We start from the raw sequence: 26125 nt of genomic DNA, 5'->3' as shown, positions 1-26125 counted from the left end.
GCGCGGGGTGACCACGCTGCGCGAGGTGGGCGTCGGCTTGACCGGACGCACGGGAATCGAGGCGGCGCTGCGCCAGGGCAGCTCGGGCGAGGAAGTCGTCGTGGTGGCCACGGTCCGAACCTATCGCGGGCCACCGACGTTGCCGTACGGTTTCGCTCGGCCTTGACAGCGGGCCCGGATCAGTCGACGCGGAACAGGCGCATGCTGGCCTCGGCGACGGGGACCACGTCTCCGGGAGCGAAACGCTCGGCCTGGTCGGACGGTCTCTCGTCTGCGCTCGACCACAGCGAGACGTACCGGGCTCCCTCGAGCTCGGGGAGGACGATCTCGGTGGCTGCCTCGGTGCCGTGGACGACGAGCAGCACGCGGTTGGGCTCCTCGTCCTCGGGCGTCGAGGTCGCCAGATACTGCAGCGTTCGGTGCGCGGGGGTCGTTCCAGCCGTCGATCGACATCGTCTCGCCGCGTTCGTCGAACCACTCCATGACGGATGCCGAGGGGATGACCTCGCCGAGCCGGGCGAATCGTCGCGGGCGCAGCGCGGGGTTCTCGCGCCGGAGCTGCGTGAGCCGCTGCGTGTGCGCGAAGAGATCGCGCTGCCACGGCGCCAGGTCCCACGAGAGCCAGGTGAGCGCGGAGTCGTGGCAGTAGGCGTTGTTGTTCCCGCGCTGCGTGCGCCCCATCTCGTCGCCCGCCGTGATCATGGGCACTCCCGCCGAGAGCAGCAGGGTGCCCATGAGGTTGCGCATGGCTTTGCGTCGGGTGGCGAGCACGCGCTCGTCGTCGGTGCGCCCTTCGGCGCCGTGGTTGAAGGACCGGTTCGTGTCGGCCCCGTCGCGATTCTGCTCGCCGTTGCCGAGGTTGTGCTTGACGTCGTACGACACGAGGTCACGCAGTGTGAAACCGTCGTGAGCGGTGACGAAATTGACGCTCGCGAGCGGGCCGCGCTCCTCGCTGAAGGTGTTGGACGACCCCGCGAGCCGCGTGGCGAAGCCTCCGATCCCGACGGGGGCGGTGGCGGCCCGACGTGCGTAGTCGATGTCGCTCAGCCAGAAGTTGCGGACTCGGTCGCGGTACCGATCGTTCCACTCGAGCCAGCCCTCGCCGAAGTTGCCGGTCTGCCAGCCGCCCATCCCGACGTCCCACGGTTCGGCGATCAGCTTGGTGCTCGCCAACCGGTCGTCGTCGCGGATCGCCTGGAGCAGGGGATGCTCGGGCGTGAACGAATGGTGCTCGTCGCGACCGAGGGTGACCGCCAGATCGAAGCGGAAGCCGTCGATCTGGACCTCTTCGCTCCAGTACCTCAACGAATCCAGGATCAGACGCGCGGCGGCGTCCGTCGAGGTGTTCACGGCGTTGCCGCAGCCGGTCTCGTCGATGTACGCGCCCTCGGCTGTCTGCCGGTAGTAGGCCCTGTTGTCGAGGCCGCGCAGGCTCGTGCGGGGGCCGCCGATGCCCTCTTCCGCCGTGTGGTTGTAGACGACGTCGAGAAGAACCTCCAGGCCCGCCTCGTGGAGGAGTTTCACCATGCCCTTGAACTCGCGCAGCACCGCTTCGGGCCCCTCGGCGCGGCTCGCCGCTGTGGCGTAGGGAGCGTGGGGGGTGAAGAAGTTCAGCGAGTTGTAGCCCCAGTAGTTCGACAGTCCGAGCTGCAGCAGTCGCGGCTCGGTGGCGAAGGCGTGCACCGGCAGCAGCTCGACGCTGGTCACGCCGAGGGAGAGCAGGTGGTCGATCATCGCGGGGTGCGCGAGACCCGCATACGTTCCGTGGAGGGCGGGCGGAATGAACGGATGCCGCTTGGTGAGGCCCTTCACATGACCCTCGTAGATGACCGTGCGGTCGAGGGGCACGCGCGGCTTGGCCGAGCTGCCCCAGTCGAAGGATCCGTCCACGACCACCGAGCGCCAATCGCCGTAGCTGCCCGACACGAGCCCGCGGGAGTACGGCTCGATGAGAAGCGACTGCGGGTTGAAGGTGTGTCCGGGCCCGTGCGGTCCGCCGACGCGGATCGCGTACCGGGCGCCGGGGCGGAGCAGGGCGGTGGTCGCCTCGAAGACGCCCTCGCCGACGGGGTCCATGGTGATCGTCTCGGTCGCCCAGTCGAGGTCGAGGTCGTCGAAGACGAGCAGCTGCATCGCGTCGGCCGACCCGGACCAGACGCGCAGCGTGCCGCCGTCGGGACCGAGGCGCACCCCCAGATCGTCGAGGGACGAACTGAGCAGGGCGGGGCGGGCGGGCAGGACAGTCTCGGGTCGGGACATGCGTCTTAGGCTAGTGAAAGGCGCGGGAGATGCGGGGAGGGTGAGGATGCGGGTTTACCTCGATCACGCGGCGACCACCCCTCTGCGCCCCGAAGCGCGCGAAGCGTGGCTCGCTGCCCACGACGTGCTCGGCAACCCCTCGTCGATCCACGCCGCGGGGCAGGACGCCCGGCGTCTCCTCGAAGACGCGCGCGAGAGCGTCGCCGCGGTCCTGGGGTGCCAGCCCATCGAGGTGGTCTTCACCTCGGGTGGCACCGAGTCCGCCAACCTCGCCCTGAAGGGCCTGTGGTGGTCGCGTCAGCCGGCGACGGACGCGATCGTGCTGCCCGACGGGGAGCACCACGCGACGCTGGACGCCGTGGGGTGGCTCGCTGCGACGCAGGACGCGCAGGTGCGCGCCGCGCCCCTCGATCCGCTCGGACGCATCGACGTCGAGGCGTTCTTGACCGTTCTGCCCGGTGCTGCCCTCGCCACCGCGCTCGTGGCGAGCAACGAGGTGGGAACGATCCAGGATGCCGCCGATCTGGCCTTGCGCGCGCACGAGGCCGGAGTGCCGCTGCACCTGGACGCCGTCTCGGCGCTCGGCCAGATCACGGTGGACTTCGCCGCGTGGCGCGGGGCGGGCACCGATTCCTCCGGGCTCGTCGCGATGTCGGTGTCGGCTCACAAGGTCGGCGGTCCGGTCGGCGTCGGTGCAGCGGTCGTCTCGCGACACGCCCGCCTCACGCCCCTCGTCCACGGCGGCGGGCAGCAGCGCAGCCTCCGTGCCGGCACCCAGGACGTCGCGGGAGCCGCCGCCTTCGCCGCCGCGATCACGGCGGCCGAGCACGAGCGCCGCGACGAGGCCGTGCGTCTCGAGGCCCTGCGGGATCGCCTGGTGGCCGGCATCCGCTCGTCCATCCCTTCGGCCCGACTGCTCGGGCATCCCACCGAGCGTCTCCCCGGTAATGCGCACGTGCTCTTCCCGGATGCCGCGGGCGAGACGCTGCTCTTCCTGCTCGACATGGAGCAGATCGCGGTGTCGACGGGGTCCGCGTGCCAGGCCGGGGTCGCGGAGCCCTCGCACGTGGTTCTGGCTCTCGGGCTGGACGATCGTGCGGCGCGCTCGGTTCTGCGATTCACGCTCGGCCGCACCTCGACGGACGCCGACGTCGACGCGGTGCTCTCCCGTCTGCCCGATGCGTACGCCCGGGCCGTCGCATCCGGCGCCCGTTCGGACCGACGTTCGTAGACTGGGACGATGCGAGTTCTGGCGGCGATGAGCGGTGGGGTCGACTCCGCGGTGGCTGCGGCCCGCGCGGTGGAGGCGGGTCACGACGTGGTCGGCGTACACCTGGCGCTGTCGCGCGCCGGGGGGACTCTCCGCGCCGGTAGCCGCGGCTGCTGCACGATCGAAGACGCCATGGACGCACGGCGTGCCGCCGACAAGCTCGGCATGCCCTTCTACGTCTGGGATTTCTCGGAGCGGTTCCGCGACGACGTGATCGATGACTTCGTGGCGGAGTACCGTGCCGGGCGCACCCCGAATCCCTGCATGCGCTGCAACGAGAAGATCAAGTTCGCCGCGCTTCTGGAGCGCGCGCTGGAGCTCGGCTTCGACGCCGTGTGCACGGGTCACTACGCCACGCTCGTCGATACGCCCGACGGGCGCGAGCTGCATCGGGCTTCCGACAACGCGAAGGACCAGTCCTACGTGCTGGGCGTGCTCACGGCCGAGCAGCTCGCTCACACCTACTTCCCGCTCGGTTCGACGCCCTCGAAGGCGCTCGTGCGCGCCGAGGCGGAGGAGCGCGGGCTGTCGGTGGCGCAGAAGCCCGACAGCCACGACATCTGCTTCATCCCCGACGGCGACACGCGCGGCTGGCTCGCCGACAAGGTCGGTGCCGAGCGCGGAGAGATCCTCGATCGCACAGGTGCGGTGGTCGGCACGCACGAGGGGGCGCACGCCTTCACGGTCGGTCAGCGTCGCGGCCTGCAACTGGGGGTTCCCGCGGCCGACGGCAAACCGCGATTCGTGCTCGAGGTCCGCCCGATCAACAACACGGTCGTGGTCGGCCCCAAGGAGGCGCTCGCGTGCTCCGAGATCGCGGGGGAGCGCTTCACCTGGGCGGGTCGGGCACCCTCGTCGACCTCTTTCGCGTGTCACGCGCAGATCCGCGCGCACGCCGATCCCGTCCCGGCGACGGCCGAGCTCGTCGACGGTGTGCTGACGGTGCGTCCCGAGACGCCGTTCGACGGTGTGGCGCCCGGGCAGACCGCGGTGCTCTACGACGGCACGCGCGTGCTCGGGCAGTTCACGATCGATCGGACGGTGTCGGCGGTTCCGGTCGAGGCGTGACCGGTGAGGGACTTGGTGGTGCAAGGCCCTCCGAGGATGTCGGAACCCCTCCCTAAGCTGGATGAGTGACCGAGCACGATCAGCTTCCCGACCTCACCCTCGATGAGGCACGCGCCGAGGCGGGCGAACTCACGCAGCGCATCGTCGGCGCGCGCGACGCCTACTACGGGCGCGATGCCGAGGTCGTCGACGACGCGACCTACGACGGGTGGATGCACCGGCTCGAGGCGCTCGAACGCCTTCACCCCGAGCTGCAGGGGCAGGACAGCCCCACTCTGTCGGTGGGCGCGGCCGAGGCCACCGATCTCGCGACGATCGAGCACGCCGAGCGCATGCTCAGCCTCGACAACGTCTTCTCTCCCGACGAGCTTCGCGACTGGGCCGTCAAGACCGAGGCCGCCGCGGGCCGAAAGGTGCACTGGCTGAGCGAGTTGAAGATCGACGGGCTCGCGATCAGCCTGCGTTACGAGAACGGGGTGCTCACCTCGGCCGCGACGCGCGGCGACGGGCGGGTGGGCGAGATCGTGACCGAGAACGCGCTGCGTCTGGCCGACATCCCGCGTGAGCTCTCGGGTGAGGGCCACCCCGCGATCGTCGAGGTGCGAGGCGAGGTCTTCATCCCCGTCGCGTCCTTCGAGGACCTCAATCGCCGGCAGGGCGAGCTCCGGGAGCGCGTGCTGGCCGAGGCGCGCGAGCGTGCGGCCGGTCGTCGCGGTGGACGCGCGTTCGACGAAGAGAAGGCCGAGATCGCCGCGGCGCGGCGGTTCCCCGCCTTCGCGAACCCTCGCAATGCGGCCAGCGGCGGTCTGCGTCAGCAGATCGACAAGAAGAGCGGCCTCGAGCTCGAGGCGGGGCTTGCGCGGATCGCCTCGCTCAAGCTTTACGTGCACGGCATCGGAGCCTGGCAGAACCCGCCCGTCGCAGCGCAGAGCGAGATCTACGACCTGCTGGCTTCCTGGGGCCTGCCCACCTCGCCGTACAGTCGCGTCGAGTCGTCGATCGACGGGGTACTCGCCTTCGTGGCGCACCACGGCGAGCACCGACACGACGTCGAGCACGAGATCGACGGAGTGGTCGTCAAGGTCGACGAGCTCGCGCTGCACGACGAGCTCGGGGCCACCAGCCGCGCACCGCGCTGGGCGATCGCCTACAAGTACCCGCCCGAGCAGGTGAACACGAAGCTCCTCGACATCGTCGTCTCGGTCGGACGCACCGGTCGTGCGACGCCCTTCGCGGTCATGGAACCCGCCAAGGTCGCCGGCAGCGTCGTCCGCCAGGCCACCCTGCACAACCAGGACGTGGTGAAGGTCAAGGGCGTGCTCATCGGCGACACGGTCGTGCTGCGCAAGGCCGGCGACGTCATCCCCGAGGTTCTGGGGCCCGTGGTCGAGCTGCGCGACGGCAGCGAACGCGCATTCGTCATGCCCGCGGACTGCCCCGAGTGCGGCACCCCCTTGCGACCGGCGAAAGAGGGCGACATCGACCTGCGGTGCCCGAACGCTCGTTCCTGCCCCGCCCAGGTGCGTGGACGTGTAGAGCACATCGGCTCGCGCGGAGCGCTCGACGTCGAAGCTCTCGGCGAGGTCACCGCGGCAGCGCTGACCCAACCCGAGGTCCCCGACCAGCCACCGCTCGACACCGAGGCGGGGCTGTTCGATCTGACCGTCGACGAGCTCGTGCCCATCGAGGTGATCGTGCGCGACTCCGAAACGGGCGAGCGCAAGGTCGACCCCGACACCGGCGAGCTCGTGCGTCGCCTGCCGTTCCAGAAGCTCTCGCCCGCGACGTACCCCCCGGGCACCGAAGACCTCGATCCTGCGGAGCGCCGTCGGCGCGGCATCCGCAAGGACTATCGCGAGGTTCGCCCCTCCGAGCAGGCGACGAAGCTGATCGCCGAGCTCGACAAGGCCAAGACCAAGGACCTCTGGCGACTGCTCGTCTCGCTGAACATCCGTCACGTCGGCCCCGTCGCGGCCCGCGCTCTGGCCCAGTGGTTCGGGTCCCTCGACGCCATCCGCGCGGCGTCGCGCGAAGAACTCGCCGCCGTCGAGGGCGTGGGGGGGATCATCGCGGACGCCGTGATCGATTGGTTCGAGGTCGACTGGCACCGCGAGATCGTCGAACGGTGGGCCGCGGCCGGGGTGCGCTTCTCGATCCCGGGTCACCCCGGGCCGGGGGCCGCGGAGGCCGCGGGCGGAGTGCTCTCGGGCGTGACCGTCGTGGCCACGGGCTCGCTCGAGGGTTATACCCGCGAGGGCGCGCAAGAGGCGATCCTGTCGGCGGGCGGAAAGGCCGCATCGAGCGTGTCGAAGAAGACCGACTTCGTCGCCGCGGGGCCGGGCGCCGGGTCGAAGCTCGCGAAGGCCGAAGAGCTGGGCGTGCGGATCCTCGATGCCGCGCAGTTCCGCATCCTCGTCGAGCAGGGACCCGCGGCCCTGGACGGCGCGACAGACGGGGTCGAGGCGGGCAGCTCCGAGCCAGACGAGCGCGCCGCGTCCGCAGGCTGAGAGGACGAGAGAGGGCGGGAGCCGAAGCCCCCGCCCTCTCTGCTCGGTCGTGTCCGGCGTCAGCCGGCGCAGGCCGTTGCAGCCTCGGTGAAGCTCGACTGCAGAGTGCTGATCTGGTCGCTCAGCCCGCTGGCCTTCGACGGGTCCGCGACGACGGTCTCGAGGTACGCGGCGTAGTTGCTGAGCGCACCGCTGGCCTTCTGCGCCGCGGGCGCGATCTCTTCGTTGGTGATCGACGAGAACTGGGTGCCGACGTCGGATGCGAGCTGCTTGAACGCCGTGAGCGTCGCCTGCGGGTCGGAACTGTCGACCGTGCTGCCCGCACCGCTGACCGCCTGGAACTGCTCGCGGACGATGTCGCAGGCCTCCGCCTTCGACTGGTCGCCCGCGGGAGCGGCGGGCGTTGCGGGCGCCGTGGTCTCTTGCGTGGTGGTGGTACCGCCGTCGTTCGAGCTGTTGTCGCTCGACTCGGCGGTGTTCGACGCGCCGCCCGAGCAGCCGGCGAGTAGGAGCAGCGCAGAGGCTGCGACGAGAGCGAACGGAGTGCGCTTGATGATCATGTGATTCCCCCCAAGGTCACACCCGGGCACGACACGGCCCGGATTCGCCCACCGTATCGACCCCGTGGCCGGCCATGCCAATTCGACCCCTGCCCTTGCGCGACGAGCTCGGGTGTAGCAGGGACCGGGTCCTCAGCCCTCGAGGAGCCTGTCGCGCACCTGGCGCCGGAGCACCTTGCCGATGAGGGAGCGGGGGAGTTCGTCGACCACGACGATCCGCTTCGGCACCTTGTACGGCGTCAGGATGCCGCGGGCGAACGCCCGCACCGCCTCGCCGTCGAACTCGCCCGGCGACGACGGCACCACCGCGGCGATGACCTCTTCGCCCGAGTGCTCGCTCGGCACGCCGACGACCGCGACATCCACGACAGAGGGGTGCTGACGCAGCACGTTCTCGACCTCGGTGGGGGCGACGTTGAAGCCGCCCGTGATGATGAGCTCCTTGATGCGGTCGACGATCCGGACGAACCCGCCGTCGTCGATCGTGACGATGTCTCCGGTGCGGAACCACCCGTCGACGAAGACCGCCTCGGTCTCTTCGGGTTTGCCGTAGTAGCCGGAGAAGACCTGCGGACCGCGCACGAGCAGTTCTCCGCGCTCGACGTCCGTGCGGGGATCGTCGGGGTCGACCACGCGGCACTCGGTGCCGGGAAGGGGCAGGCCGACGGTGCCCGCGACCCGGTTGTCGGCCACGGGGTTGGCCATGAGCACGGGGGAGCACTCGCTCAACCCGTAACCCTCGACGAGGAACCCGCCGGTGGCCTGCTCGAAGGGGACGACCAGGGAGTGCGGGAGCGCCATGGCCCCCGAGATCGCGACATCCGTGCCGGTGAGGGACACCCCCTTCTCGTTCGCGGCCGCGAGCAGGCGCTCGGCGATCGGTGGCACCAGCGGAAGGAACGTCGCGGGGTGCTTCTTCGTGACCTCGAGCACGAGGTCGGGGTCGAACTTCGGGAACAGCACGAGACGCGCGCCCATCGACATCGCGAAAGTCAGGCACAACGTCAGGCCGTAGGCGTGGAACATCGGCAGCACCGCGTAGACGACGCAGCCCTCGCCGCGCACGATCTGCGGTACCCAGGCCCGTGCTTGCGCGGCATTGGCGAGGAGGTTCGCGTGGGTGAGCATCGCCCCCTTGGGGGTCCCGGTCGTGCCGCTCGTGTACTGGATGATCGCCAGATCCGTCGAGCCCGGCCGAGGGTGCGTCTCGGGAAGGGGCTGGTGGCGTGTCAGGTCGGCCCAGCGGTCGGCATCCTGGATCTTCGTCGTCAGGGCGGCACGGGCCTCGCGTGCCCTGGCGATCGGCAGACGCAGGGCGAGTCGGGTGCGCAGCGGCATGGCGGTGGTCACATCGACCGAGACGAGCGTGTCGACCTTCAGATCTGCGGGAAATTCCTGCACGGTCGCGACGACCTTGCTCCACACGATGGCGTGCTTCGCGCCGTGATCCTCGAACTGCTTGCGGAGCTCCCGCGGCGTGTAGAGCGGATTGTGCTCGACCACGACCGCACCCAGTCGCAGCACGGCGTAGAACGCCACGATGTGCTGCGGGCAGTTCGGCAATACGAGGGCGACCGGATCCCCCGCCTTGACGCCGCGCTCTGCGAGAGCACTGGCGACGCGGGCGATCTGGTCGGACATCTCGGCGTAGGAGGTCTCACGGCCGAAGAACTGCAGGGCCGGGGCGTCGGGGTAATCCCGCACCGAGGCGTCGACGATGTCGACGAGCGACCCGCCCTGGGGCGCCAGGTCTTCGGGCACCCCCGCGGCATAGCTCGAGGTCCAGGGGCGCGGCGGATCGAAGCTCGTCACCCCGCCAGCCTATGGGCGCGTACGCGGCGGGGTCGAGGCGGGCGCGGCACCGCGCGCGAACTAGACTTGCCGGGTGTCTGAAATCACTCCTGATCTCGTGCGCCATCTCGGTGTGCTCGCCCGGATCCAGTTGAGCGACGAGGAGGTCCAGAGCCTCACCGGTCAGCTGGATGCCATCGTCGACAACATCGCAAAGGTGTCCGAGGTGGCGACCCCCGAGGTCGTCGCGACGAGCCACCCGATCCCGCTCGAGAACGTCTTCCGCCCCGACGTCGTGCAGCAGCAGCTCACGCGCGATCAGGTGCTGCAGAACGCCCCCGACCAGGCCGATGGCCGATTTCGCGTGACCGCGATCCTGGGAGAAGAGCAGTGACCGACCTCACCCGTCTGACAGCGGCCGATCTGGCCGCCAAGATCTCGTCGTCCGAGGTGTCGAGCGTCGAAGCGACGCAGGCTCACCTCGATCGCATCGCCGCCGTCGACGGCGACGTGCACGCCTTCCTGCACGTGAGCGATCACGCCCTCGAGGTGGCCGCCGACATCGACCGCCGTCGCGCGGCGGGCGAGCAGCTCCACGAGCTCGCGGGCGTCCCGCTCGCCGTCAAGGACGTGCTCGTGACCACTGACATGCCCTCCACGAGCGGGTCGAAGATCCTCGAGGGGTACATGTCGCCGTACGACGCGACCGTCGTCGCGCGCTCGCGCGCCGCCGGTCTCGTACCCCTCGGCAAGACGAACATGGACGAGTTCGCGATGGGCTCGTCCACCGAGTTCTCGGCCTATGGTCCCACCCGCAACCCCTGGGATCTCGACCGCATCCCCGGCGGCTCCGGCGGCGGGTCGGCTGCGGCCGTCGCCGCTTTCGAGGCGCCGCTGGCCCTCGGCTCCGACACCGGCGGCTCGATCCGCCAGCCGGCGCACGTCACGGGCACCGTGGGAGTGAAGCCGACCTACGGCGGCGTGAGCCGTTACGGCGCGATCGCCCTGGCATCCAGCCTCGATCAGGTGGGGCCCGTCACACGCACCGTGCTCGATGCGGGGCTTCTGCACGACGTCATCGGCGGGCACGACGCGAACGATTCGACCTCGCTCTCCGACGCGTGGCCGTCGTTCGCCGCCGCCGCCCGCGAGGGCGCGACCGGAGAGGTCCTCAAGGGCCTCAAGGTCGGCGTCATCCGCGAACTCGACGACCGCGGCTTCCAGAAGGGCGTCTCGGACTCGTTCCGCGCCTCGCTGGCCGCCATGGAGGCGCAGGGCGCCGAGATCGTCGAGATCAGCGCTCCGCACTTCGAGTACGGCGTCGCCGCGTATTACCTCATCCTCCCCGCCGAAGCCTCGAGCAACCTCGCGAAGTTCGACTCGGTGCGCTTCGGGATGCGGGTGAACCCGCAGGGGGCAGCCACCGTCGAGAACGTCATGGCGCTCACGCGAGACGCGGGCTTCGGCCCCGAGGTCAAGCGTCGCATCATCCTGGGCACCTACGCCCTGTCCGCGGGCTACTACGACGCCTACTACGGCAGCGCGCAGAAGGTCCGCACGCTCATCCAGCAGGACTTCGACGCCGCTTTCGCGCAGGTCGACGTGATCGCGACGCCGTCGGCACCGACCACGGCCTTCCGACTGGGCGAGAAGATCGACGACCCGCTGCAGATGTACCTGAACGACGTGACGACGATCCCCGCGAACCTCGCGGGAGTCCCCGGCATCTCGGTGCCGAGCGGTCTCGCCGCCGAAGACGGCCTGCCCGTCGGCATCCAGTTCCTCGCCCCCGCTCGCGAGGACGCGCGTCTGTACCGCGTCGGTGCGGCGCTCGAGGCGCTGCTCGTCGACCAATGGGGCGGACCGCTGCTCGACAAAGCCCCTTCCCTCACGAACGGAGCGCCGCTCTGATGGCGAAAGACGCACTCATGGACTTCGACGAGGCGCTCGAGATGTTCGAGCCCGTCCTCGGTTTCGAGGTGCACGTCGAGCTGAACACGGCCACGAAGATGTTCTCGGCCGCACCCAACCCCGCGAACGAGGCCAACCACGGTGCCGAGCCGAACACGCTCGTCGCGCCGGTCGACATGGGTCTTCCCGGGGCCCTTCCCGTGGTGAACGCCGAAGCGATCCGCTCGTCGATCAGCCTGGGCCTGGCGCTGGGGTGCTCTATCGCTGCGTCGAGCCGGTTCGCGCGGAAGAACTACTTCTATCCCGATCTCGGTAAGAACTATCAGATCTCCCAGTACGACGAGCCGATCGCCTTCGAGGGCTCGGTCGAGGTCGAACTCGAAGACGGCACCATCGTGACCGTGCCCATCGAGCGTGCGCACATGGAAGAAGACGCGGGCAAGCTGACCCACATGGGCGGCGCGACCGGTCGCATCCAGGGCGCCGAGTACTCGCTGGTCGACTACAACCGCGCGGGCGTCCCCCTCGTCGAGATCGTCACCAAGCCGATCTTCGGCGCCGAGCACGCCGCTCCCGCTCTGGCGAAGGCGTACGTCGCGACCATCCGCGACATCGTGCGCGGTCTGGGTATCTCCGAGGCCAAGCTCGAGCGCGGAAACCTCCGCTGCGACGCCAACGTCTCGTTGCGCCCCCGCGGCCAGGAGAAGTTGGGCACGCGTACCGAGACGAAGAACGTCAACTCAATGCGTTCGGTGGAGCGTGCGGTGCGCTACGAGATCCAGCGTCAGGCGGCGATCCTCGCCAAGGGCGGCACCATCACGCAAGAGACGCGTCACTGGCACGAGGACACGGGTCGCACCTCGCCGGGTCGTCCGAAGTCGGATGCCGACGACTACCGTTACTTCCCCGAGCCCGACCTGCTGCCGGTCGTGCCCGCTCCCGAGCTGATCGAGGAGCTGCGCGCCGCACTGCCGGAGCCACCGGCGGCACGTCGTCGTCGGCTCAAGGCCGAGTGGGGCTTCACCGACCTCGAGTTCCAGGACGTCGCCAACGGCGGACTGCTCGACGCGGTGGCCGACACGATCGCCGCGGGTGCTGCGCCGGCTTCTGCTCGCAAGTGGTGGACGGGGGAGATCACCCGCGTCGCCAACGCGCAGGAGCGCGACGCCGCCGATCTCGTATCGCCCGAGAACGTCGCCGCCCTGCAGAAGCTGATCGACGCCGGGACCCTCACCGACAAGCTGGCGCGCCAGGTGCTCGAGGGTGTCATCGCCGGCGAGGGCACCCCGCAGGAGGTCGTCGACGCCCGCGGTCTCGCCGTCGTCTCGGATGACGGAGCGCTCATCGCGGCGATCGACGATGCCCTGGCGGCTCAGCCCGACGTACTCGCGAAGATCCGTGACGGCAAGGTTCAGGCCGCCGGCGCCGTCATCGGCGCGGTCATGAAGGCGATGAAGGGCCAGGCCGACGCCGCGCGCGTGCGCGAGCTCGTCCTGGAGCGCGCCGCCGCGCAGTAGGACTCCGGATGCCACGACCTCGGCCGTCTCGTGCGGCTCGGGGTCGTGGCATCCGTCGTTCGCGGTGTTCCCTCTGCGGGCCCGGATCCGATGTCGGAGGTCCGGGAGAGAATGGATGCCATGGGACGAGGTGATGGGACGGGACGCATCGTCTCGCGCCCCGACGCCGACGACACGGGTGCGGGTATTCTGCACGTCGACATGGACGCGTTCTTCGCATCCGTCGCGGTTCTCGACGATCCGTCGCTCGCGGGGAAGCCGCTGATCATCGGCGGCTCCGAGGGGCGCGGTGTCGTCTCGAGCGCCTCGTACGAAGCGCGCCGATACGGCGTCAAGTCGGCGATGCCGGTGGCCATCGCGCTGCGACTGTGCCCGACGGCGATCGTCGTGAATCCGCCGTATCACCGGTACACAGAGATGTCGCGACAGGTCATGGGGATCTTCCACGACGTCACGCCGATGGTCGAGCCGCTCTCGATCGACGAGGCCTTTCTCGACGTCCGCGGCGCGAGACGACTCTGGGGGAGCCCCGGCACGATCGCCCGCGACCTTCGCGCGCGGGTGAAGGCCGAGACGGGGCTCACCTGCAGTATCGGTGTCGCCGCGACCAAACACGTCGCCAAGATGGCCTCGACGATCTCGAAGCCCGACGGACTGCTGGTCGTCGCGGCCGCCGACACCGAGGCGTTCCTTCGCCCTCGGTCGGTGCGGGCGCTGTGGGGCGTCGGGCCGAAGGCCGCCGAGGCACTCGAATCGCGCGGCATCCGTCTTGTCTCCGACGTCCTCGACACCCCGCGGCACGCGCTCGACCAGGTCCTCGGTGCGGCGATGGGGGAGCGGATCTGGCAACTCTCGCGCGGGATCGACGCTCGCGAGGTGCACACGGGCCGCACCGAGAAGAGCATCGGGCACGAAGAGACGTTCCACACCGACATCTCCGACACGCGCCTGTTGCACGTGGAGCTGCGACGGCTGGCCGATCGGGTCGGGGCGCGTCTTCGCGGGCAGCAGTATGAGGCGTCGACGATCTCGATCAAGGTGCGCTTCTCGGACTTCACGACCCTCAGCCGTTCGCGCACGCTGAAGGAGCCGACATCGGTCGGCCAGCGCATCGGCGACGCGGCGATCGAGCTCTTCGACGGGCTCGAGCGCCGGCAGGCCGTGCGCCTCGTCGGAGTCCGTGGAGAGAAGCTGAAGCCCGCGGTGATGGCTGCGACCCTGTGGGACGACGACGCCGAGTGGCGCCGCGTCGAAGGCGCCCTCGACGGTGCCACGGCGCGCTTCGGTCGGGGGGCGGTGACACGGGGATCGCTTCTGGGGCCGTCGCGCGGAGGGGGAGCGCTGCCGACGAATCCCCGCCCGTCGTACGATCACTGACCCGCCACCTGTCGTGGAGCGCTCCGTCGGCTTCTGGTGCACGGCCGGACGCCGTATGCAACGCCCTGGGCCGGTCGCCGGCGGGCCGCTACGGTGGGCTCATGCCCAACATCGCATTGGAACTCGGCAAGCAGGCCACGAGCTTCGGCGTCACCTCCGCCTATGGCGAGCAGCAGGACGTCGACGGTGTGCGCATCGTCCCCGTCGCCCTCGTCTGGGCCGGGTACGGCGGCGGCTCCGACGAGCAGGGGAACGGCGGGGGTGGCGGGGGCGGTTACACCCTTCCGCTCGGCGCCTACATCCGTCGTGGCGACGATCTGCGGTTCGACCCGAACCTCGTCTCGCTCTTGGCCGTCGGCATCCCGTTCGTGTGGGTAGCAGGCCGTGCCCTCAGCCGTGTCATCCGCGCTCTCAAGAAGTAGCGCAGACCCGGTCGACGACGCTCTCACGGCGGCCCTCGCGGCGGTGAGAGCGCATATCGTCGCGGTCGGGGCCGCGAATCCGGTCGTCGCCCTCGACGGCCGTAGCGGGGCGGGGAAGAGCTCTCTGGCCCGACGGCTCGTTGCGGCGTGGCCCGGGCGCGGGCGCGTGCAACTGGTCGCGCTCGACGATGTGTATCCCGGGTGGGACGGGCTCGCCGCGGGCGTCGAGTACGCACGGCAGAGGATCCTGTCGCCGCACGCTCGCGGTCTCGTCGGCGTGTGGGAGAGATGGGACTGGGAGACCGGCTCGCGCGCGGAGGCGTACGCCGTCGATCCTTCGTTGCCGCTCGTCGTGGAAGGGGCAGGACTCCTGACGCCCGAGGTCGCCCGCCTCGCCGACGTCTCGGTGTGGGTCGATGCGCCGCTCCCGTCGCGCAAGGCGCGCGCCCTCGGGCGAGATGGCGACACCTACCGTCCGCATTGGGCCCGGTGGGCCGCCCAGGAGGACCGCCACCTCGCAGCTCACGACCCGGCGGGCCTCGCCGACCTCGTCCTGTCCATTCCCTGATCATTGGTGGCGAGTGGGGATGCCGGTGAGCGGGAAGAGACGTCTGTGGTTCGCCGCGTTCGCGACGATCGTCGTGGTGGCGTCGATCACCTCTCGGGCGGTTTCAGAGCCGCCCCGCCCGCTCCAGCGCGAGGGGGACAGGTCCGCGGCCGCCTTCGCAGATGAGACGGTGCTCGATCACCTGCGCTCGTTGGTTCGGGTCTCGGACCATCCCTCTCGCGAGGCGGCGGCGTTCCTCGCCCGCGCCGCAACGGAGCTGGGGGACCTCTTCCCGTTCGATCTCGTGCTGCTGTCGCAGAAGGGCGATACCTTCGTGGTGGCTTCGTACCGCTTCGAGGAAGGTTCCGACCTGCTGGGGCTGAGGGGCGCCTAATGGGTTCGAGCGTGCCGGGAGTACGTCGTGGCGACGGATCGCGTCACGACGTCCGCCGTCGCCTGCCCGCCAGGGACACCGGAACGGCCCCGCGGGCGCGGCGACTGACGACCTATCGCGTCAGGCCCTGCCGAGGGCGCCGATGAGCCCGTCCAGCCGGTAGCCGATCCAGTCGTACACGCCGAACCGGGGATCATCCGAGTCGTGGTCGTCGTCGTTCTGGATGCCGAGACGGGTCGCCATGACCAGCCGCAGCGCCGAGAGGGTCCGCATCCAGGCGAGCGCCTCCGTTTCGCCGAGGGCCACGGCGATCGCCGCGTCCGGGTCGCTCTCGGGGTCGAGGTCGGCCCCGTCCAGACCGAGCGTGTGCAGCACCGTCGCGACGTCCTGGGATCGGCGCTCCAGGAGGTCCTCGCCCGTGAGGCGGCGGAACTCACGGCTCGCGTCGGCGTCGTCGGGGTAGGCGTCGGGAAGCAGACGCTCGATGGCGGGGTCGGCTTCGGAGCGGGAGTCCGCCAGGAGGTCGCGGAACTGTCCGACGATGCCGGCCAGGTGCAGGGCTTCGAGGCCGCTGATCTCCAGCACGACGATTCGCTCGTTCACGCGGGGTCCTTCCTGAGCGTGGCCCACAGGCCGAAGTCGTGCATCGCCTGCACGTGCGCTTCCATCACCTCGCGGGGGCCGCGAGCCACGACCGCGTGACCGTCGTGGTGAACCGCGAGCATGAGTCTGTTCGCGGTGGGGGCGTCGAACCCGAAGTACGTGCGGAAGATGTGCGTGACGTAGCTCATGAGGTTGACGGGGTCGTTCCACACGACCGTCTGCCACGACGCCGGCGGTGCGGCAGTGAGGCTCGTGTCGAGATCGACGTCGAGATCGGGAGTGGCCAGGCCCGCCATCACGCCCACCCCAGCTCGTGCAGGCGCTCGTCGTCGATGCCGTAGAAGTGTGCGATCTCGTGGACCAGAGTGGTGTGGATCTCATCGCGCAGCTGGGTCTCGTCGTCGCACGCGGCGAGGTGAGGCTCGCGGTAGACGATGATCCGGTCGGGGAGTTCGCCGACCCCGTACCTCTCGCGCTCGGTGAGTGCCCAGCCGTCGTACAGGCCGAGCAGATCGAGAGACCCGTCCTCCGGGCGGTCGCCGACGACGAAGATCACGTTGTCCAGACCGTCGACCATGTCGTCGGGCAGCTGGTCCAGCTCATCGATCACGAGCTTCTCGAACGACGGTGCGTCCATCTCGAGCGTCGGGCGCGCGTCGACATCGTCGTTCACGGCGGGCCTCCCGGGGTCTCGAGCCGTCTGAGGGATGCCGGCGGCTCGCCGTGGCATCCTTCGTCGATTCTACGGCGCGGGGGAGTGCGGGGTTCGGATGACGAAGGCCCGGCGAGCGATGCTCTGCCGGGCCTTCGGGAATGGGGTGGCTAACGGGACTTGAACCCGCGACCCCCGCGACCACAACGCGGTGCTCTACCGACTGAGCTATAGCCACCATGTGCATGCCGAAGCAGACAACTGAACGATTATGTCATACGTCCAGCGCAAACGACGACACGGCCGTGGCCGAGACGGCCTTGGCCTCTTCGCTCGTCGGACCCGGCTGCGGCACGAAGACCGCGGCACGGTAGTAGGCGAGTTCGCGGATCGATTCGCGAATGTCGGCCAGCGCGCGGTGCCCGCCGTTCTTCGCCGGGGCCTGGAAGTAGGCGCGCGGGTACCAGCGGCGCGACAACTCCTTGATGCTGGACACATCGACATTGCGGTAGTGCAGCCAGCGATCGACCCGCGGCATGTACTTCGCCAAGAACATGCGATCCGTGCCGATCGTGTTGCCCGCGAGGGGTGCTTTGCCCTCGACCGGTGCGAAGCGCTGGATGTACTCGAGGGTCTGGAACTCGGCATCCGCCAGGCTCACACCGTTCGGGATCTCGTCGAGAAGCCCGGAGGAGCGGTGCATCTCGGTGACGAACTCGCCCATGTTGGCGAGAGCGAAGTCGTCGGGCTTGATGACGATCTGGAACCCCGGGTCGAGCACGTTCAGCTCGAAATCGGTGATGACGACCGCGATCTCTACCAGCTCGTCGACGCCGAGGTCGAGGCCCGTCATCTCGCAGTCGATCCAGACGAGCCGGTCGTTCTCGGAGGCGTTTACCATTCCCACATCCTACTGAGGGGTTCCGACACCGGTTCTGGTCCCCCAGACACGATTCGAACGTGTGACCGGCGGATTAGAAGGCCGCTGCTCTATCCACTGAGCTACTGGGGGTCGAACCCAGGATATCGCCCGGTCCCGCCACGCCGCGCCAGCCCCTGGCGCGTCCGTCGGGGCGGCGGTACATTCCGGGCATCGAGAGCAAAGGAGCGCTCATGTCCGAGACGGCGACACGACGAATCTGGGTGGCCTACGGGCCCAACGGAGTCGTGGGCAAGATCCAGAAGGATGCAGACGGCTATCGCGTCCACATGGCGGGTAAAGACGCCCCGTTGGGGGTGTACCCCTCGATGGAGATCGCGAAGAACGCGGTGCACTCCCACCTGAAGCCCGGGAGCGAGCGGCCGGAGTTCCGCGAGCACTGAGGGCGGCCGGCCCGGTCGCGTAGGGCTTCTCCCGCGCTGAATCAGGCGTTCGCCGCGGCGCGCGGACGACTCACGGGCTGCGGCGTGGCGAAGAGGGGCAGAGCGAGGTGGACCAGCGGTCCGATGCCCAGGGCGAACACGACGGTACCGATTCCCACGGTGCCGCCGAGGAGCCACCCCAGAGTCAGCACGGATCCCTCGACGCCGAGCCGGCAGGCCCAGATAGGCCAGCCGAAGCGCAGGTTCATGCCCGTCATGAGCCCGTCTCTGGGGCCGGGTCCGAAGTGGGCTCCGATGTAGAGCCCGGATGCCACGGCCACCAGCACGACCCCGGCGACCAGCATGAGCGCCTGGAGCCAGAATGCGTCGGGGTGGGGGAGGAACCCCAGGGCCAGCTGAAGGCTCGTGCCCACCAGCAGGATGTTGGCCACGGTTCCGACACCCGGCTTCTGACGCAGCGGGATCCACAGGAGCAGGACGCCCACTCCGACGATGTTCGTGATCCAGCCGATCCCGATCCCGGTGACGCGGGAGAGGCCCTGCGCGAACACGGTCCAGGGGTCGACGCCCAGGCCGGCGGCGACGGTGACGGCACAGCCGAGGCCGTACAACACGAGTCCGACGAGGAGGCGGGCGATCCGAGAAGGCATGGACAGATCCAATCACGCGATTGGCTTTTGGCAAGGATGCCAATTCGACTATGGTGGCCGCATGGACTCGCGCGTATCGGCTAGGACGCTCGCCTCGTCTCTCGGCGGATGGCGAGGCAAGGGCCCGGCGTACGAGGCCCTCGCCGATGGGGTTCGCCTGCTCTGTCTGGACAACCGGCTCGCTCCCGCCACCGCGCTCCCCGCCGAGCGCGAGCTCGCCGCAGCGCTCGGGGTGAGCCGGACGACGGTGGCGGCCGCCTATCAGAGCCTTCGCGATACCGGGCACATCGAAAGCCTTCGCGGCAGCGGCAGCGTGACCCTGCCCCTGCGCCGCACCGACCCCGGCCGTCACGAGCTCGATGCCGAAACGATCGACCTGCAGCAGGCGAGCCCGGCGGCGTGGCCCGGTCTGCCGGGCGTCATGGCCGAGGTCGTTCAAGACGCCCCCGCGCTCGTCGCGCGGATCGGCTACGACGTCGTCGGCGATCTCGGGCTGCGCCAGGCGATCGCCGAGCACTATCGCGATCGGGGGTTCCCGACCTCGCCCGATCAGATCCTGGTGACCACGGGCGCTCAGAGCGCCATCCATCTGATTGCCTCGGTCCTGCTCCACCGGGCGGATCGGGTCATGATCGAGACTCCCACCTACCCGCACGCCGCCGAAGCCTTCCGCCGTGTCGGCGCCCGCCTCGTGGGGGTGCCCGTCTCGCCCGCTCAGGGGTGGGATCTGGAGCGAGCGGAGCAGACGTTCGCGCGAGCCCTGCCTTCGCTGGCCTATCTCATGCCGGATTTCCACAACCCGACCGGCAGGACGATGACCGCCGCGGAGACCGAGGCGTTTCTCATCGGCGCGCGTTCGGTCGGCACGCTCCTGGTGATCGACGAGACCACCGCCCAGCTGGACATCGACCGCGCAGTCGGCCCGGCGCCCTTCACGGACGATGAGCGCGTCATCCGTGTCGGATCCCTCGGCAAGACGGTGTGGGGCGGATTGCGTATCGGATGGGTACGCGCGGCGCCCGACATCGTGCGTCGACTGGCGAGTGGTCGCCCCGTGCACGATCTGGGCACCCCCGAGCTCGAACAGGCTGTCGCCGCCCGGCTGATTCCTCGTCTCGGTGAGATCGCGGCGCAGCGTGGGACGCTCCTGCGAGCCGGTCGCGACTGCCTCGTTCCAGAACTGCGGCGGGTGTTTCCCGAGTGGGACGTCCCCGACGTGCACGGCGGCGTGTCGCTGTGGGTGGGGATCGGCGAGCCGCTCAGCACTCCATTGGTCATGTCCGCGCGTGCGCGCGGACTGGCCTTGTCGGCGGGGTCGCGGTTCGCGGTCGAAGGGGGGCATGACCGACGATTGCGCGTCCCGTTCACCGCGGCTCCGTCGACCCTGCAGCGGGCTGTCGCTCTTCTGCGCGAGGCATGGGACGACGTCCGCGGGGGAGGCGCGATTCCCTCGCGCACAGACTTCGCGACCGTGGTGTGAGCCCCGATATGACTTCGCGCGAGGAGCTGCGTCCTGAACCCGGCCCCGGGCCTCAGCGCAGGTAACGGAGGCACTCGACAGCGTCTGCGGAGGACCAGAACTCTCCGAGGCGCCGGAAGCTTCCGGAAGCGGTGTGAAACCGCTCCGCGGCGTATCGCCAGCCCCCGTCGGCGGCGATCGCGCGGATGTGGCCGACCACGATGCCGCGCGGATCGGCGATGCGCCACAGGCCCGCGGCGACATGCGTCGCCGCTCCCCACCCGGCCGGACGCGGGGCCGGAGCGAGATCGTTCCACAGTGCCGTGCTCATGTGACGACGGTAGAACCAACCTCCGACATTGACCGGGGCGAGCGAGTGAGTGCCTCCTCCCCAGGTGAGAAACCGCCCGATCCCTCCACAAAGTTGCGGAACCGCCTCGAAGGACCGGCCCGGTCCGGTCATTCTGGGCCTGGCTCCGGCATCCGTCGGGCACACGGATGCCGGAGCGCACACCACGTCGAGAGGAACCACGAACATGAGCGATCACATCACCCTGGTGGGCAACATCGTCGGAGAACTGGAGCAGCGCTCCACGCGCGGGGGAGGTCCCATCGCCGCGTTCCGCCTCGCAGTCGGAGAGCGCAAGCTCGACCGCGAGCGGGGGGAATGGGTGGACGGTCACACGAACTACTACAACGTCTCCGCGTTCGGTGACCTGGGGGCACACGCACTGCACTCGCTCAGAAAGGGCCAGCGGGTCGTTCTGACCGGTCGCTTGCGTCTGCGCGAGTGGGAGAACGAGGTCAAACGCGGCATCAGCGCAGACGTGGTGGCCGACGCCATCGGCCATGATCTGCGCTGGGGCACTACGCGCTTCGAGAAGGCGGCCAAAGCGCCGGGATCCTCCGCCGCGACAGGGGATGAGGCGGCGGATCCGTCGGCGGAGGAGGCCTGGGCGATTCCCGGTGGAGCAGACGAGGGTGCACCCGGCCTCGAGATGGCCGGTGCGGGTGCGGCCCCGGCCGACGGCGGTTCGTCGTCGGAGGCGGGGTCGAGCGGTCCGTTCTGACGCGGGTCTTCGAGGCGGCGCGGGGCCGGGGCCACGCACGTCCGCGTGCGGCAGCCAGGAGCAGCGCGGGAGGGTACGTAGACTCGGTCGCGTGTCTCGCCTTCTCGGTCGTCCCCTCGCCGCCCTGACCCTCGTCGCGGTGCTGGGCCTCGCGGGCTGCACCGGCCAGTCGCCCACCCCCGGTCCCGTCGAGACGACGGAACCGTCCGCCTCCGTCGTCGACACGCCCTCTTCGACCCCCACGGCCGCCGCGACGCCGACGCTGGTCGCGGGGGGAACGGCGGCAGAGAACCTGCCGTTCTTCACGCAGGTCGTCCGCGGCGTCTGGTCGGGGCCGAACCAGGTCGCCGGACGCGCCTACATCGACGCCCTGGCGGCGGCGGGCTTCGACAAGGCAGCGATGCAGGTCACTGCCGACCAGACGACCGTCGACAACCCCGCGGAGAGCATCGAGTTCTCGGTCCGGCTCGGCGACCAGTGTCTCGTCGGCCAAGTCGGTCCCTCGATCGGCAACCCCGTCACCGCGGTGCTGCCGGGCCTGTCGTCCGGCGGGTGCCTGATCGGCCAGACGAGGGCGATCGACTGGTGACGCAGGGCTGACGGCACGTCAGCGGAATGTCCCATCGCCCCTAGACTGAGAGGGTTATGGCGGAATACATCTACTCCATGGTCCGCGCTCGCAAGTCTGTGGGCGACAAGCTGATTCTCGACGACGTCACGATGTCGTTCCTGCCCGGTGCCAAGATCGGCATGGTCGGACCGAACGGTGCGGGTAAGTCGACGATCCTGAAGATCATGGCCGGGCTCGACGTCCCGTCCAACGGAGAAGCGCGGCTCAGCCCGGGCTTCACCGTCGGGATCCTCATGCAGGAACCCGAGCTCGACGACACGAAGACCGTGCTGGAGAACATCCAGGACGGCGTGGCGATCAAGCCCAAGCTCGATCGTTTCAACGAGATCTCGGCTCTCATGGCCGATCCGGACGCCGACTTCGACGCGCTCCTCGCCGAGATGGGCACGCTGCAGGAAGAGATCGACGCCGCCGACGGCTGGGATCTCGACTCGCAGCTCGCCCAGGCGATGGACGCCCTACGCACCCCGCCGGCCGACGCCTCCGTCGTTCCGCTCTCCGGTGGAGAGCGTCGTCGTGTCGCGCTGGCGAAGCTCCTGCTGCAGAAGCCCGACCTGCTGCTTCTCGACGAGCCCACCAACCACCTGGACGCCGAGAGCGTGCTGTGGCTCGAGCAGCACTTGAAGGCCTACAAGGGCGCGGTCATCGCGATCACCCACGACCGGTACTTCCTCGACAACGTCGCGGAGTGGATCGCCGAGGTCGACCGTGGTCACCTGTACCCCTACGAAGGCAACTACTCGACGTATCTCGAGAAGAAGGGTCAGCGCCTCGAGGTCCAGGGCAAGAAGGACGCCAAACTCGCCAAGCGCCTCAAAGAGGAGCTGGAGTGGGTGCGCTCCAACGCCAAGGGCCGCCAGGTCAAGTCGAAGGCGCGCCTCGCTCGTTACGAAGAGATGGCGGCCGAGGCCGAGCGCACGCGCAAGTTGGACTTCGACGAGATCCAGATCCCCGCGGGTCCGCGTCTCGGCGGCATCGTCATCGACGCCAAGAAGCTCGAGAAGAGCTTCGGCGACCGCTCGCTCATCAGCAACCTCAGCTTCAACCTGCCCCCGAACGGCATCGTCGGTGTCATCGGCCCGAACGGTGTGGGAAAGACCACGCTCTTCAAGACGATCGTGGGTCTCGAGCCGCTCGACGGTGGTTCGCTCAAGATCGGCGAGACCGTCAAGATCAGCTACGTCGACCAGTCCCGCGCCGCGATCGACCCCGAGAAGACTCTGTGGGAGGTCGTCTCCGACGGACTCGACATCATCACCGTCGGCAAGACGGAGATCCCGTCGCGCGCCTACGTGTCGAAGTTCGGATTCAAGGGACCCGACCAGCAGAAGAAGGCCGGGGTGCTCTCCGGTGGTGAGCGCAACCGCCTGAACCTCGCCATGACGCTCAAGGAGGGCGGTAACCTGCTGCTCCTCGACGAGCCCACCAACGACCTCGATGTCGAAACCCTGAGCTCGCTCGAGAACGCCCTTCTCGAGTTCCCCGGTTGCGCCGTGGTCATCACGCACGACCGGTGGTTCCTCGACCGCATCGCCACGCACATCCTCGCCTACGAGGGCACCGAGGATCACCCCGACCAGTGGCACTGGTTCGAGGGAAACTTCGAGGCGTACGAGGCCAACAAGATCGAACGCCTCGGCGCCGACGCGGCCAATCCGTCGCGGTCCTCCTACCGCAAGCTCACGCGTGACTGACGATTCCGCCGTGAGCACTCCCGACGAGGGTCCGGCCGCTGCCGGGCCCTCGCGGGTGCACGTGCCGATCCACCTCCGGTGGGGCGATCTCGATGCGCTCGGGCATGTCAACAACACCTCGATGCTGAAGCTGCTCGAAGAGGCGCGCCTGCGCGCCTTCTGGTTCAGCGACGGCGAAGGCGAGCCCCTGCCGACGGCAGTGTTCGACATGGACGTGCTCGAGAGCGGCGGCGACCGGGCCACGCTGATCGCGCGTCAAGAGATCGAGTACCTGCGCCCCGTGCCCTACAGCCAGCGTCCCCTCGACGTGCGGATGTGGATCGGTGCGATGGGCGGCTCCAGCGCCGACATCTGCTACGAGGTCTACAGCCCCGTCGGAGACGCCGAGCGCGTTCTCTACGCCCGGGCCACCGCTGTGACGGTGCTCGTCGACACGGCGACCGGTCGGCCGACCCGCTGGACCGAGGCGGAGCGTGCGGCCTGGGCGCCGTACACCGGAGACCCGATCGAGTACCGCCGCCGTTCCTCACGCGGCTGACGTCGACATCGCCCCAGAGCTTTGAGCTCGCCCGCCGTTTCTCCATCGGCGATCTCCCGGTTCTCGGCGGGTGCGTCGCACCGCCGGCCTCGAGCCTCGCCTCGCGAACGGAGTCGCCGGGGTGCCGGCATCCGGGATCAGTCTCGCGGGACGCGCACCATGACCTCTTGCGCGACACTGGCCAACAGGGCGCCGTCACGCGTGTAGATCCTGCCCGTCGCGAGACCGCGGCCACCGCGGGCGTTGGGGGACTCCTGCACGTACAGCAACCAGTCGTCGACACGGCCGGGGCGGTGCCACCACATCGCGTGGTCCAGGCTCGCGACCTTGAGCCCGGGGGCGTTCCACGCCACGCCGTGCGCGCGCATGATCGACTCCTGGATCGTGAGGTCGCTCAGGTATGCGAGAGCGGCGCGGTGAACGGCCGGGTCGTCGGTGATCGCGCGACGCAGCTTCATCCAGACCGCCTGCCGCGGAACCTGCGGACCGTCCGCAGACGCATAAAGCGGCGAGGTCACGTGTCGGACATCGACGGGGCTCTCCGAGAAGATCCGTCGGCTGACCGGGTGCAGGGCGTCGACGTCGAGGACGGGGGCGTCCTCGGGCTGCGGGATGCCGCCGGGCATCGGCTCGAAGTGCTCGAGACCCGGGTCCTCGTCCTGGAAGGACGCGATCATCGAGAAGATGGGCACACCCGACTGGAACGCCTGGGTCCGCCGGGTCGAGAAGGAACGACCGTCGTGGATGCGATCGACCGAGAAGGTGATCCCGTCCGTCGGATCCCCGGGGCGAAGGAAGTAGCCGTGCATCGAGTGCACGGATCGCTCGGGCGGGAGGGTTCGCGAGGCGGCCACGACGGTCTGTGCGAGAACTTGTCCGCCATAGACGCGCCCGGTCGGCATGGGCTGCGACACCCCCGTGAAGATGTCTTCGGTCGTGCGCGCTCCCGCGTCGCGCAGGTCGAGCACGGCGAGCAGCGACGCCACGGGATCGATGGCCTCGGACACACTGACTCCCGTTCCGGCGCGATGAACCCGCACCGCTTGATAGTTTAGGGCGGGTGTCCGCGCGCCTGTTGTTCCCCGACCCGCAGGCGGCAGCCGACCTGCTCACTTTCGCCGCCCGAACGATCCGCCTCGGTGACGGCACCGTGCGACTGCGCGCCGACGGGGGAGTACTCGTCGCGACGGCCGCACCGCTCGCCCCGCGGGGGCTGCTCGATGCGACCCCGACGGTCCTGGGCCTTCGCGTGTCGGCCATCGACCCCGAGCTCGAATGCGACGTGGTCGTCGACGCCTCGGCCCTGCTTCCCGCTCCCGACGACGCCTCCGCCGTCGTGCTGCCCGAGACCGCGACGTCTCCCGCCTGGGCCGGCATCTCGCCCCCTCGCGGAGGGTGGGAACAGACGGATGCCGTCGACGCGGCCGTTCTGGCATCCCGAGCCCAGTACGGCGTCGCCGCCGTCGCCGACGCGCTCCCCGCCGACGCGGGTGAAGACGTCGTGCGGCTCGTGCGGGCTCAGGTGTGGGGTCAGCCCGACGACGCTCTCGGCGGACTGCCGCTGGGTACGGCCTTCGCGGCTTTCGCCCTGGGTTTCATCGCCGGGTCCGAAGAAGCCCCCGTGCGTCGCAGCGGCGCCTGGACGCGCGTGAGCCTCGCGCGTGGCCACGTGCTGGTGCGCGGGCCGGTGCGTTCCGGACTCACCGCCGTCCGCGCGACGGGCAGCTGATCCAGCAAGCGCACAGCTGGCGTCATTACGCTGAAGAACAGCAAGGGGAGTACTCCCGTCGCGGCGTATCCGTCATCACGAGTCCACGGTTGGATTCCGGGTACGTCGGTCCGTAAGGGCGGAGGAGACCTTGACGTCGCGGCCGCGTGCCGC

Annotated in this window: 26 protein-coding genes, 2 tRNA genes and 1 pseudogene; 17 read left to right on the top strand and 12 right to left on the bottom strand. The window is 69.5% G+C overall.

What is annotated here, in order from left to right:
• Positions 1-179: 179 nt before the first annotated feature.
• Positions 180-2259: pseudogene (glgX, locus tag QE416_RS14085) on the bottom strand (glycogen debranching protein GlgX).
• 46 nt (positions 2260-2305) lie between these two features.
• On the opposite strand from glgX, the gene QE416_RS14080 reads away from it, so the two are divergent.
• The 3 genes from QE416_RS14080 (at position 2306) to ligA (ending at position 7104) form a co-directional block, all read left to right on the top strand.
• Positions 2306-3490, top strand: a complete 1185-nt coding sequence (locus QE416_RS14080) for a cysteine desulfurase family protein (protein WP_267787124.1) — start codon at positions 2306-2308, stop codon at positions 3488-3490.
• 9 nt (positions 3491-3499) lie between these two features.
• Positions 3500-4597, top strand: a complete 1098-nt coding sequence (gene mnmA, locus QE416_RS14075; protein WP_210074731.1) for a tRNA 2-thiouridine(34) synthase MnmA — start codon at positions 3500-3502, stop codon at positions 4595-4597.
• 65 nt (positions 4598-4662) lie between these two features.
• A complete protein-coding gene (gene ligA / locus QE416_RS14070) occupies positions 4663-7104 on the top strand; it encodes an NAD-dependent DNA ligase LigA (RefSeq protein WP_307317089.1) in 2442 nt (813 codons plus the stop codon).
• 59 nt (positions 7105-7163) lie between these two features.
• On the opposite strand, the gene QE416_RS14065 is transcribed toward ligA, so the two are convergent.
• Both QE416_RS14065 and QE416_RS14060 read right to left on the bottom strand, forming a co-directional pair.
• Positions 7164-7664 carry a hypothetical protein gene (locus QE416_RS14065; protein WP_267787127.1) on the bottom strand — a complete coding sequence of 167 codons (501 nt, stop codon included), beginning with the start codon at positions 7662-7664 and terminating at the stop codon, positions 7164-7166.
• A gap of 132 nt (positions 7665-7796) precedes the next feature.
• Positions 7797-9476 carry a long-chain-fatty-acid--CoA ligase gene (locus QE416_RS14060; RefSeq protein WP_307317087.1) on the bottom strand — a complete coding sequence of 560 codons (1680 nt, stop codon included), beginning with the start codon at positions 9474-9476 and terminating at the stop codon, positions 7797-7799.
• Positions 9477-9549: 73 nt separating this feature from the next.
• On the opposite strand from QE416_RS14060, the gene gatC reads away from it, so the two are divergent.
• The 7 genes from gatC (at position 9550) to QE416_RS14025 (ending at position 15623) form a co-directional block, all read left to right on the top strand.
• Entirely contained in the window at positions 9550-9849 is a 300-nt protein-coding gene (gene gatC / locus QE416_RS14055; RefSeq protein WP_210074739.1) for an Asp-tRNA(Asn)/Glu-tRNA(Gln) amidotransferase subunit GatC, read from the top strand.
• On the top strand, positions 9846-11366 hold the full coding sequence (gene gatA, locus QE416_RS14050) for an Asp-tRNA(Asn)/Glu-tRNA(Gln) amidotransferase subunit GatA (protein WP_307317083.1): 1521 nt from the start codon (positions 9846-9848) through the stop codon (positions 11364-11366). Before gatC ends, gatA begins: the two co-directional genes overlap by 4 nt.
• Positions 11366-12883: an Asp-tRNA(Asn)/Glu-tRNA(Gln) amidotransferase subunit GatB gene (gatB, locus tag QE416_RS14045; protein ID WP_267787129.1), complete on the top strand. Its 1518-nt coding sequence runs from the start codon at positions 11366-11368 to the stop codon at positions 12881-12883. Before gatA ends, gatB begins: the two co-directional genes overlap by 1 nt.
• Positions 12884-13003: 120 nt before the next feature.
• Positions 13004-14260 (top strand): DNA polymerase IV, encoded by a 1257-nt coding sequence (gene dinB, locus QE416_RS14040; protein WP_307317078.1) that lies wholly within the window; start codon positions 13004-13006, stop codon positions 14258-14260.
• A 101-nt stretch (positions 14261-14361) separates the two neighbouring features.
• Positions 14362-14682 carry a hypothetical protein gene (locus QE416_RS14035; RefSeq protein WP_246078284.1) on the top strand — a complete coding sequence of 107 codons (321 nt, stop codon included), beginning with the start codon at positions 14362-14364 and terminating at the stop codon, positions 14680-14682.
• Positions 14645-15250, top strand: coding sequence for a hypothetical protein (locus QE416_RS14030; RefSeq protein WP_307317074.1), 606 nt, complete (start codon positions 14645-14647; stop codon positions 15248-15250). The genes QE416_RS14035 and QE416_RS14030 overlap by 38 nt, the downstream gene beginning before the upstream one ends.
• 25 nt (positions 15251-15275) lie before the next feature.
• Positions 15276-15623, top strand: a complete 348-nt coding sequence (locus tag QE416_RS14025) for a hypothetical protein (RefSeq protein WP_307317072.1) — start codon at positions 15276-15278, stop codon at positions 15621-15623.
• A 120-nt stretch (positions 15624-15743) separates the two neighbouring features.
• Here the strand turns inward: QE416_RS14025 and QE416_RS14020 are convergent, their stop codons facing one another.
• The 6 genes from QE416_RS14020 to QE416_RS13995 all read right to left on the bottom strand — a co-directional run bounded on the left by QE416_RS14020 (position 15744) and on the right by QE416_RS13995 (position 17890).
• Positions 15744-16226, bottom strand: a complete 483-nt coding sequence (locus QE416_RS14020; RefSeq protein ID WP_267787133.1) for a DUF2017 family protein — start codon at positions 16224-16226, stop codon at positions 15744-15746.
• On the bottom strand, positions 16223-16522 hold the full coding sequence (gene clpS, locus QE416_RS14015) for an ATP-dependent Clp protease adapter ClpS (protein WP_373458860.1): 300 nt from the start codon (positions 16520-16522) through the stop codon (positions 16223-16225). The genes QE416_RS14020 and clpS overlap by 4 nt, the downstream gene beginning before the upstream one ends.
• On the bottom strand, positions 16522-16863 hold the full coding sequence (locus QE416_RS14010) for a metallopeptidase family protein (protein ID WP_307317958.1): 342 nt from the start codon (positions 16861-16863) through the stop codon (positions 16522-16524). Before QE416_RS14010 ends, clpS begins: the two co-directional genes overlap by 1 nt.
• 177 nt (positions 16864-17040) lie before the next feature.
• Positions 17041-17116 (bottom strand) — tRNA-His (locus QE416_RS14005).
• Positions 17117-17152: 36 nt separating this feature from the next.
• Positions 17153-17779 carry an oligoribonuclease gene (gene orn, locus QE416_RS14000; protein ID WP_307317067.1) on the bottom strand — a complete coding sequence of 209 codons (627 nt, stop codon included), beginning with the start codon at positions 17777-17779 and terminating at the stop codon, positions 17153-17155.
• 35 nt (positions 17780-17814) lie between these two features.
• Positions 17815-17890, bottom strand: a tRNA-Arg gene (locus QE416_RS13995).
• Between the two features lie 101 nt (positions 17891-17991).
• Between QE416_RS13995 and QE416_RS13990 the strand changes: the two genes are divergently transcribed.
• The gene (locus tag QE416_RS13990) at positions 17992-18201 is read left to right on the top strand and encodes a methyltransferase (RefSeq protein WP_210074742.1); all 210 of its coding nucleotides are present in this window, start codon (positions 17992-17994) and stop codon (positions 18199-18201) included.
• A 41-nt stretch (positions 18202-18242) separates the two neighbouring features.
• Here the strand turns inward: QE416_RS13990 and QE416_RS13985 are convergent, their stop codons facing one another.
• On the bottom strand, positions 18243-18851 hold the full coding sequence (locus QE416_RS13985) for a YitT family protein (RefSeq protein ID WP_307317066.1): 609 nt from the start codon (positions 18849-18851) through the stop codon (positions 18243-18245).
• 61 nt (positions 18852-18912) lie between these two features.
• Between QE416_RS13985 and QE416_RS13980 the strand changes: the two genes are divergently transcribed.
• Complete coding sequence (locus tag QE416_RS13980) at positions 18913-20331, top strand: PLP-dependent aminotransferase family protein (RefSeq protein ID WP_210074746.1); 1419 nt, start codon at positions 18913-18915, stop codon at positions 20329-20331.
• A gap of 52 nt (positions 20332-20383) precedes the next feature.
• Here the strand turns inward: QE416_RS13980 and QE416_RS13975 are convergent, their stop codons facing one another.
• Positions 20384-20641: a hypothetical protein gene (locus tag QE416_RS13975; RefSeq protein WP_210074748.1), complete on the bottom strand. Its 258-nt coding sequence runs from the start codon at positions 20639-20641 to the stop codon at positions 20384-20386.
• A gap of 205 nt (positions 20642-20846) precedes the next feature.
• On the opposite strand from QE416_RS13975, the gene QE416_RS13970 reads away from it, so the two are divergent.
• From QE416_RS13970 to QE416_RS13955, 4 genes are all read left to right on the top strand, one after another.
• Positions 20847-21380 carry a single-stranded DNA-binding protein gene (locus QE416_RS13970; protein ID WP_307317063.1) on the top strand — a complete coding sequence of 178 codons (534 nt, stop codon included), beginning with the start codon at positions 20847-20849 and terminating at the stop codon, positions 21378-21380.
• Positions 21381-21471: 91 nt separating this feature from the next.
• Positions 21472-21969, top strand: a complete 498-nt coding sequence (locus QE416_RS13965) for a hypothetical protein (protein WP_307317060.1) — start codon at positions 21472-21474, stop codon at positions 21967-21969.
• A gap of 56 nt (positions 21970-22025) precedes the next feature.
• A complete protein-coding gene (gene ettA / locus QE416_RS13960; RefSeq protein ID WP_210074755.1) occupies positions 22026-23705 on the top strand; it encodes an energy-dependent translational throttle protein EttA in 1680 nt (559 codons plus the stop codon).
• Between the two features lie 10 nt (positions 23706-23715).
• A complete protein-coding gene (locus QE416_RS13955; protein WP_267787140.1) occupies positions 23716-24243 on the top strand; it encodes a thioesterase family protein in 528 nt (175 codons plus the stop codon).
• 137 nt (positions 24244-24380) lie between these two features.
• On the opposite strand, the gene QE416_RS13950 is transcribed toward QE416_RS13955, so the two are convergent.
• Positions 24381-25250 carry an acyl-CoA thioesterase II gene (locus QE416_RS13950; RefSeq protein WP_267787141.1) on the bottom strand — a complete coding sequence of 290 codons (870 nt, stop codon included), beginning with the start codon at positions 25248-25250 and terminating at the stop codon, positions 24381-24383.
• Positions 25251-25303: 53 nt separating this feature from the next.
• Between QE416_RS13950 and QE416_RS13945 the strand changes: the two genes are divergently transcribed.
• Complete coding sequence (locus QE416_RS13945) at positions 25304-25972, top strand: hypothetical protein (protein WP_210074759.1); 669 nt, start codon at positions 25304-25306, stop codon at positions 25970-25972.
• The last annotated feature ends 153 nt before the right edge of the window (positions 25973-26125 follow it).

The sequence above is a fragment of the Microbacterium sp. SORGH_AS_0421 genome, from assembly GCF_030818635.1.
Lineage (GTDB): Bacteria > Actinomycetota > Actinomycetes > Actinomycetales > Microbacteriaceae > Microbacterium.
Note: the sequence above shows the minus strand (reverse complement) of the source record. Positions and strands in the feature narration are given on the sequence as shown.

Excerpts from the sequence above, each read along its gene's own strand:
- QE416_RS13985 (WP_307317066.1), bottom strand. The coding sequence starts at position 18,851 with ATGCCTTCTCGGATCGCCCGCCTCCTCGTCGGACTCGTGTTGTACGGC.
- QE416_RS13970 (WP_307317063.1), top strand. The coding sequence starts at position 20,847 with ATGAGCGATCACATCACCCTGGTGGGCAACATCGTCGGAGAACTGGAG.
- QE416_RS13990 (WP_210074742.1), top strand. The coding sequence starts at position 17,992 with ATGTCCGAGACGGCGACACGACGAATCTGGGTGGCCTACGGGCCCAAC.
- QE416_RS13975 (WP_210074748.1), bottom strand. The coding sequence starts at position 20,641 with ATGAGCACGGCACTGTGGAACGATCTCGCTCCGGCCCCGCGTCCGGCC.
- QE416_RS14010 (WP_307317958.1), bottom strand. The coding sequence starts at position 16,863 with ATGGACGCACCGTCGTTCGAGAAGCTCGTGATCGATGAGCTGGACCAG.
- ettA (WP_210074755.1), top strand. The coding sequence starts at position 22,026 with ATGGCGGAATACATCTACTCCATGGTCCGCGCTCGCAAGTCTGTGGGC.
- QE416_RS14035 (WP_246078284.1), top strand. The coding sequence starts at position 14,362 with ATGCCCAACATCGCATTGGAACTCGGCAAGCAGGCCACGAGCTTCGGC.
- QE416_RS14065 (WP_267787127.1), bottom strand. The coding sequence starts at position 7,664 with ATGATCATCAAGCGCACTCCGTTCGCTCTCGTCGCAGCCTCTGCGCTG.
- QE416_RS14080 (WP_267787124.1), top strand. The coding sequence starts at position 2,306 with ATGCGGGTTTACCTCGATCACGCGGCGACCACCCCTCTGCGCCCCGAA.
- dinB (WP_307317078.1), top strand. The coding sequence starts at position 13,004 with ATGGGACGAGGTGATGGGACGGGACGCATCGTCTCGCGCCCCGACGCC.
- gatB (WP_267787129.1), top strand. The coding sequence starts at position 11,366 with ATGGCGAAAGACGCACTCATGGACTTCGACGAGGCGCTCGAGATGTTC.
- mnmA (WP_210074731.1), top strand. The coding sequence starts at position 3,500 with ATGCGAGTTCTGGCGGCGATGAGCGGTGGGGTCGACTCCGCGGTGGCT.
- QE416_RS13980 (WP_210074746.1), top strand. The coding sequence starts at position 18,913 with ATGGACTCGCGCGTATCGGCTAGGACGCTCGCCTCGTCTCTCGGCGGA.
- orn (WP_307317067.1), bottom strand. The coding sequence starts at position 17,779 with ATGGTAAACGCCTCCGAGAACGACCGGCTCGTCTGGATCGACTGCGAG.
- clpS (WP_373458860.1), bottom strand. The coding sequence starts at position 16,522 with ATGGCGGGCCTGGCCACTCCCGATCTCGACGTCGATCTCGACACGAGC.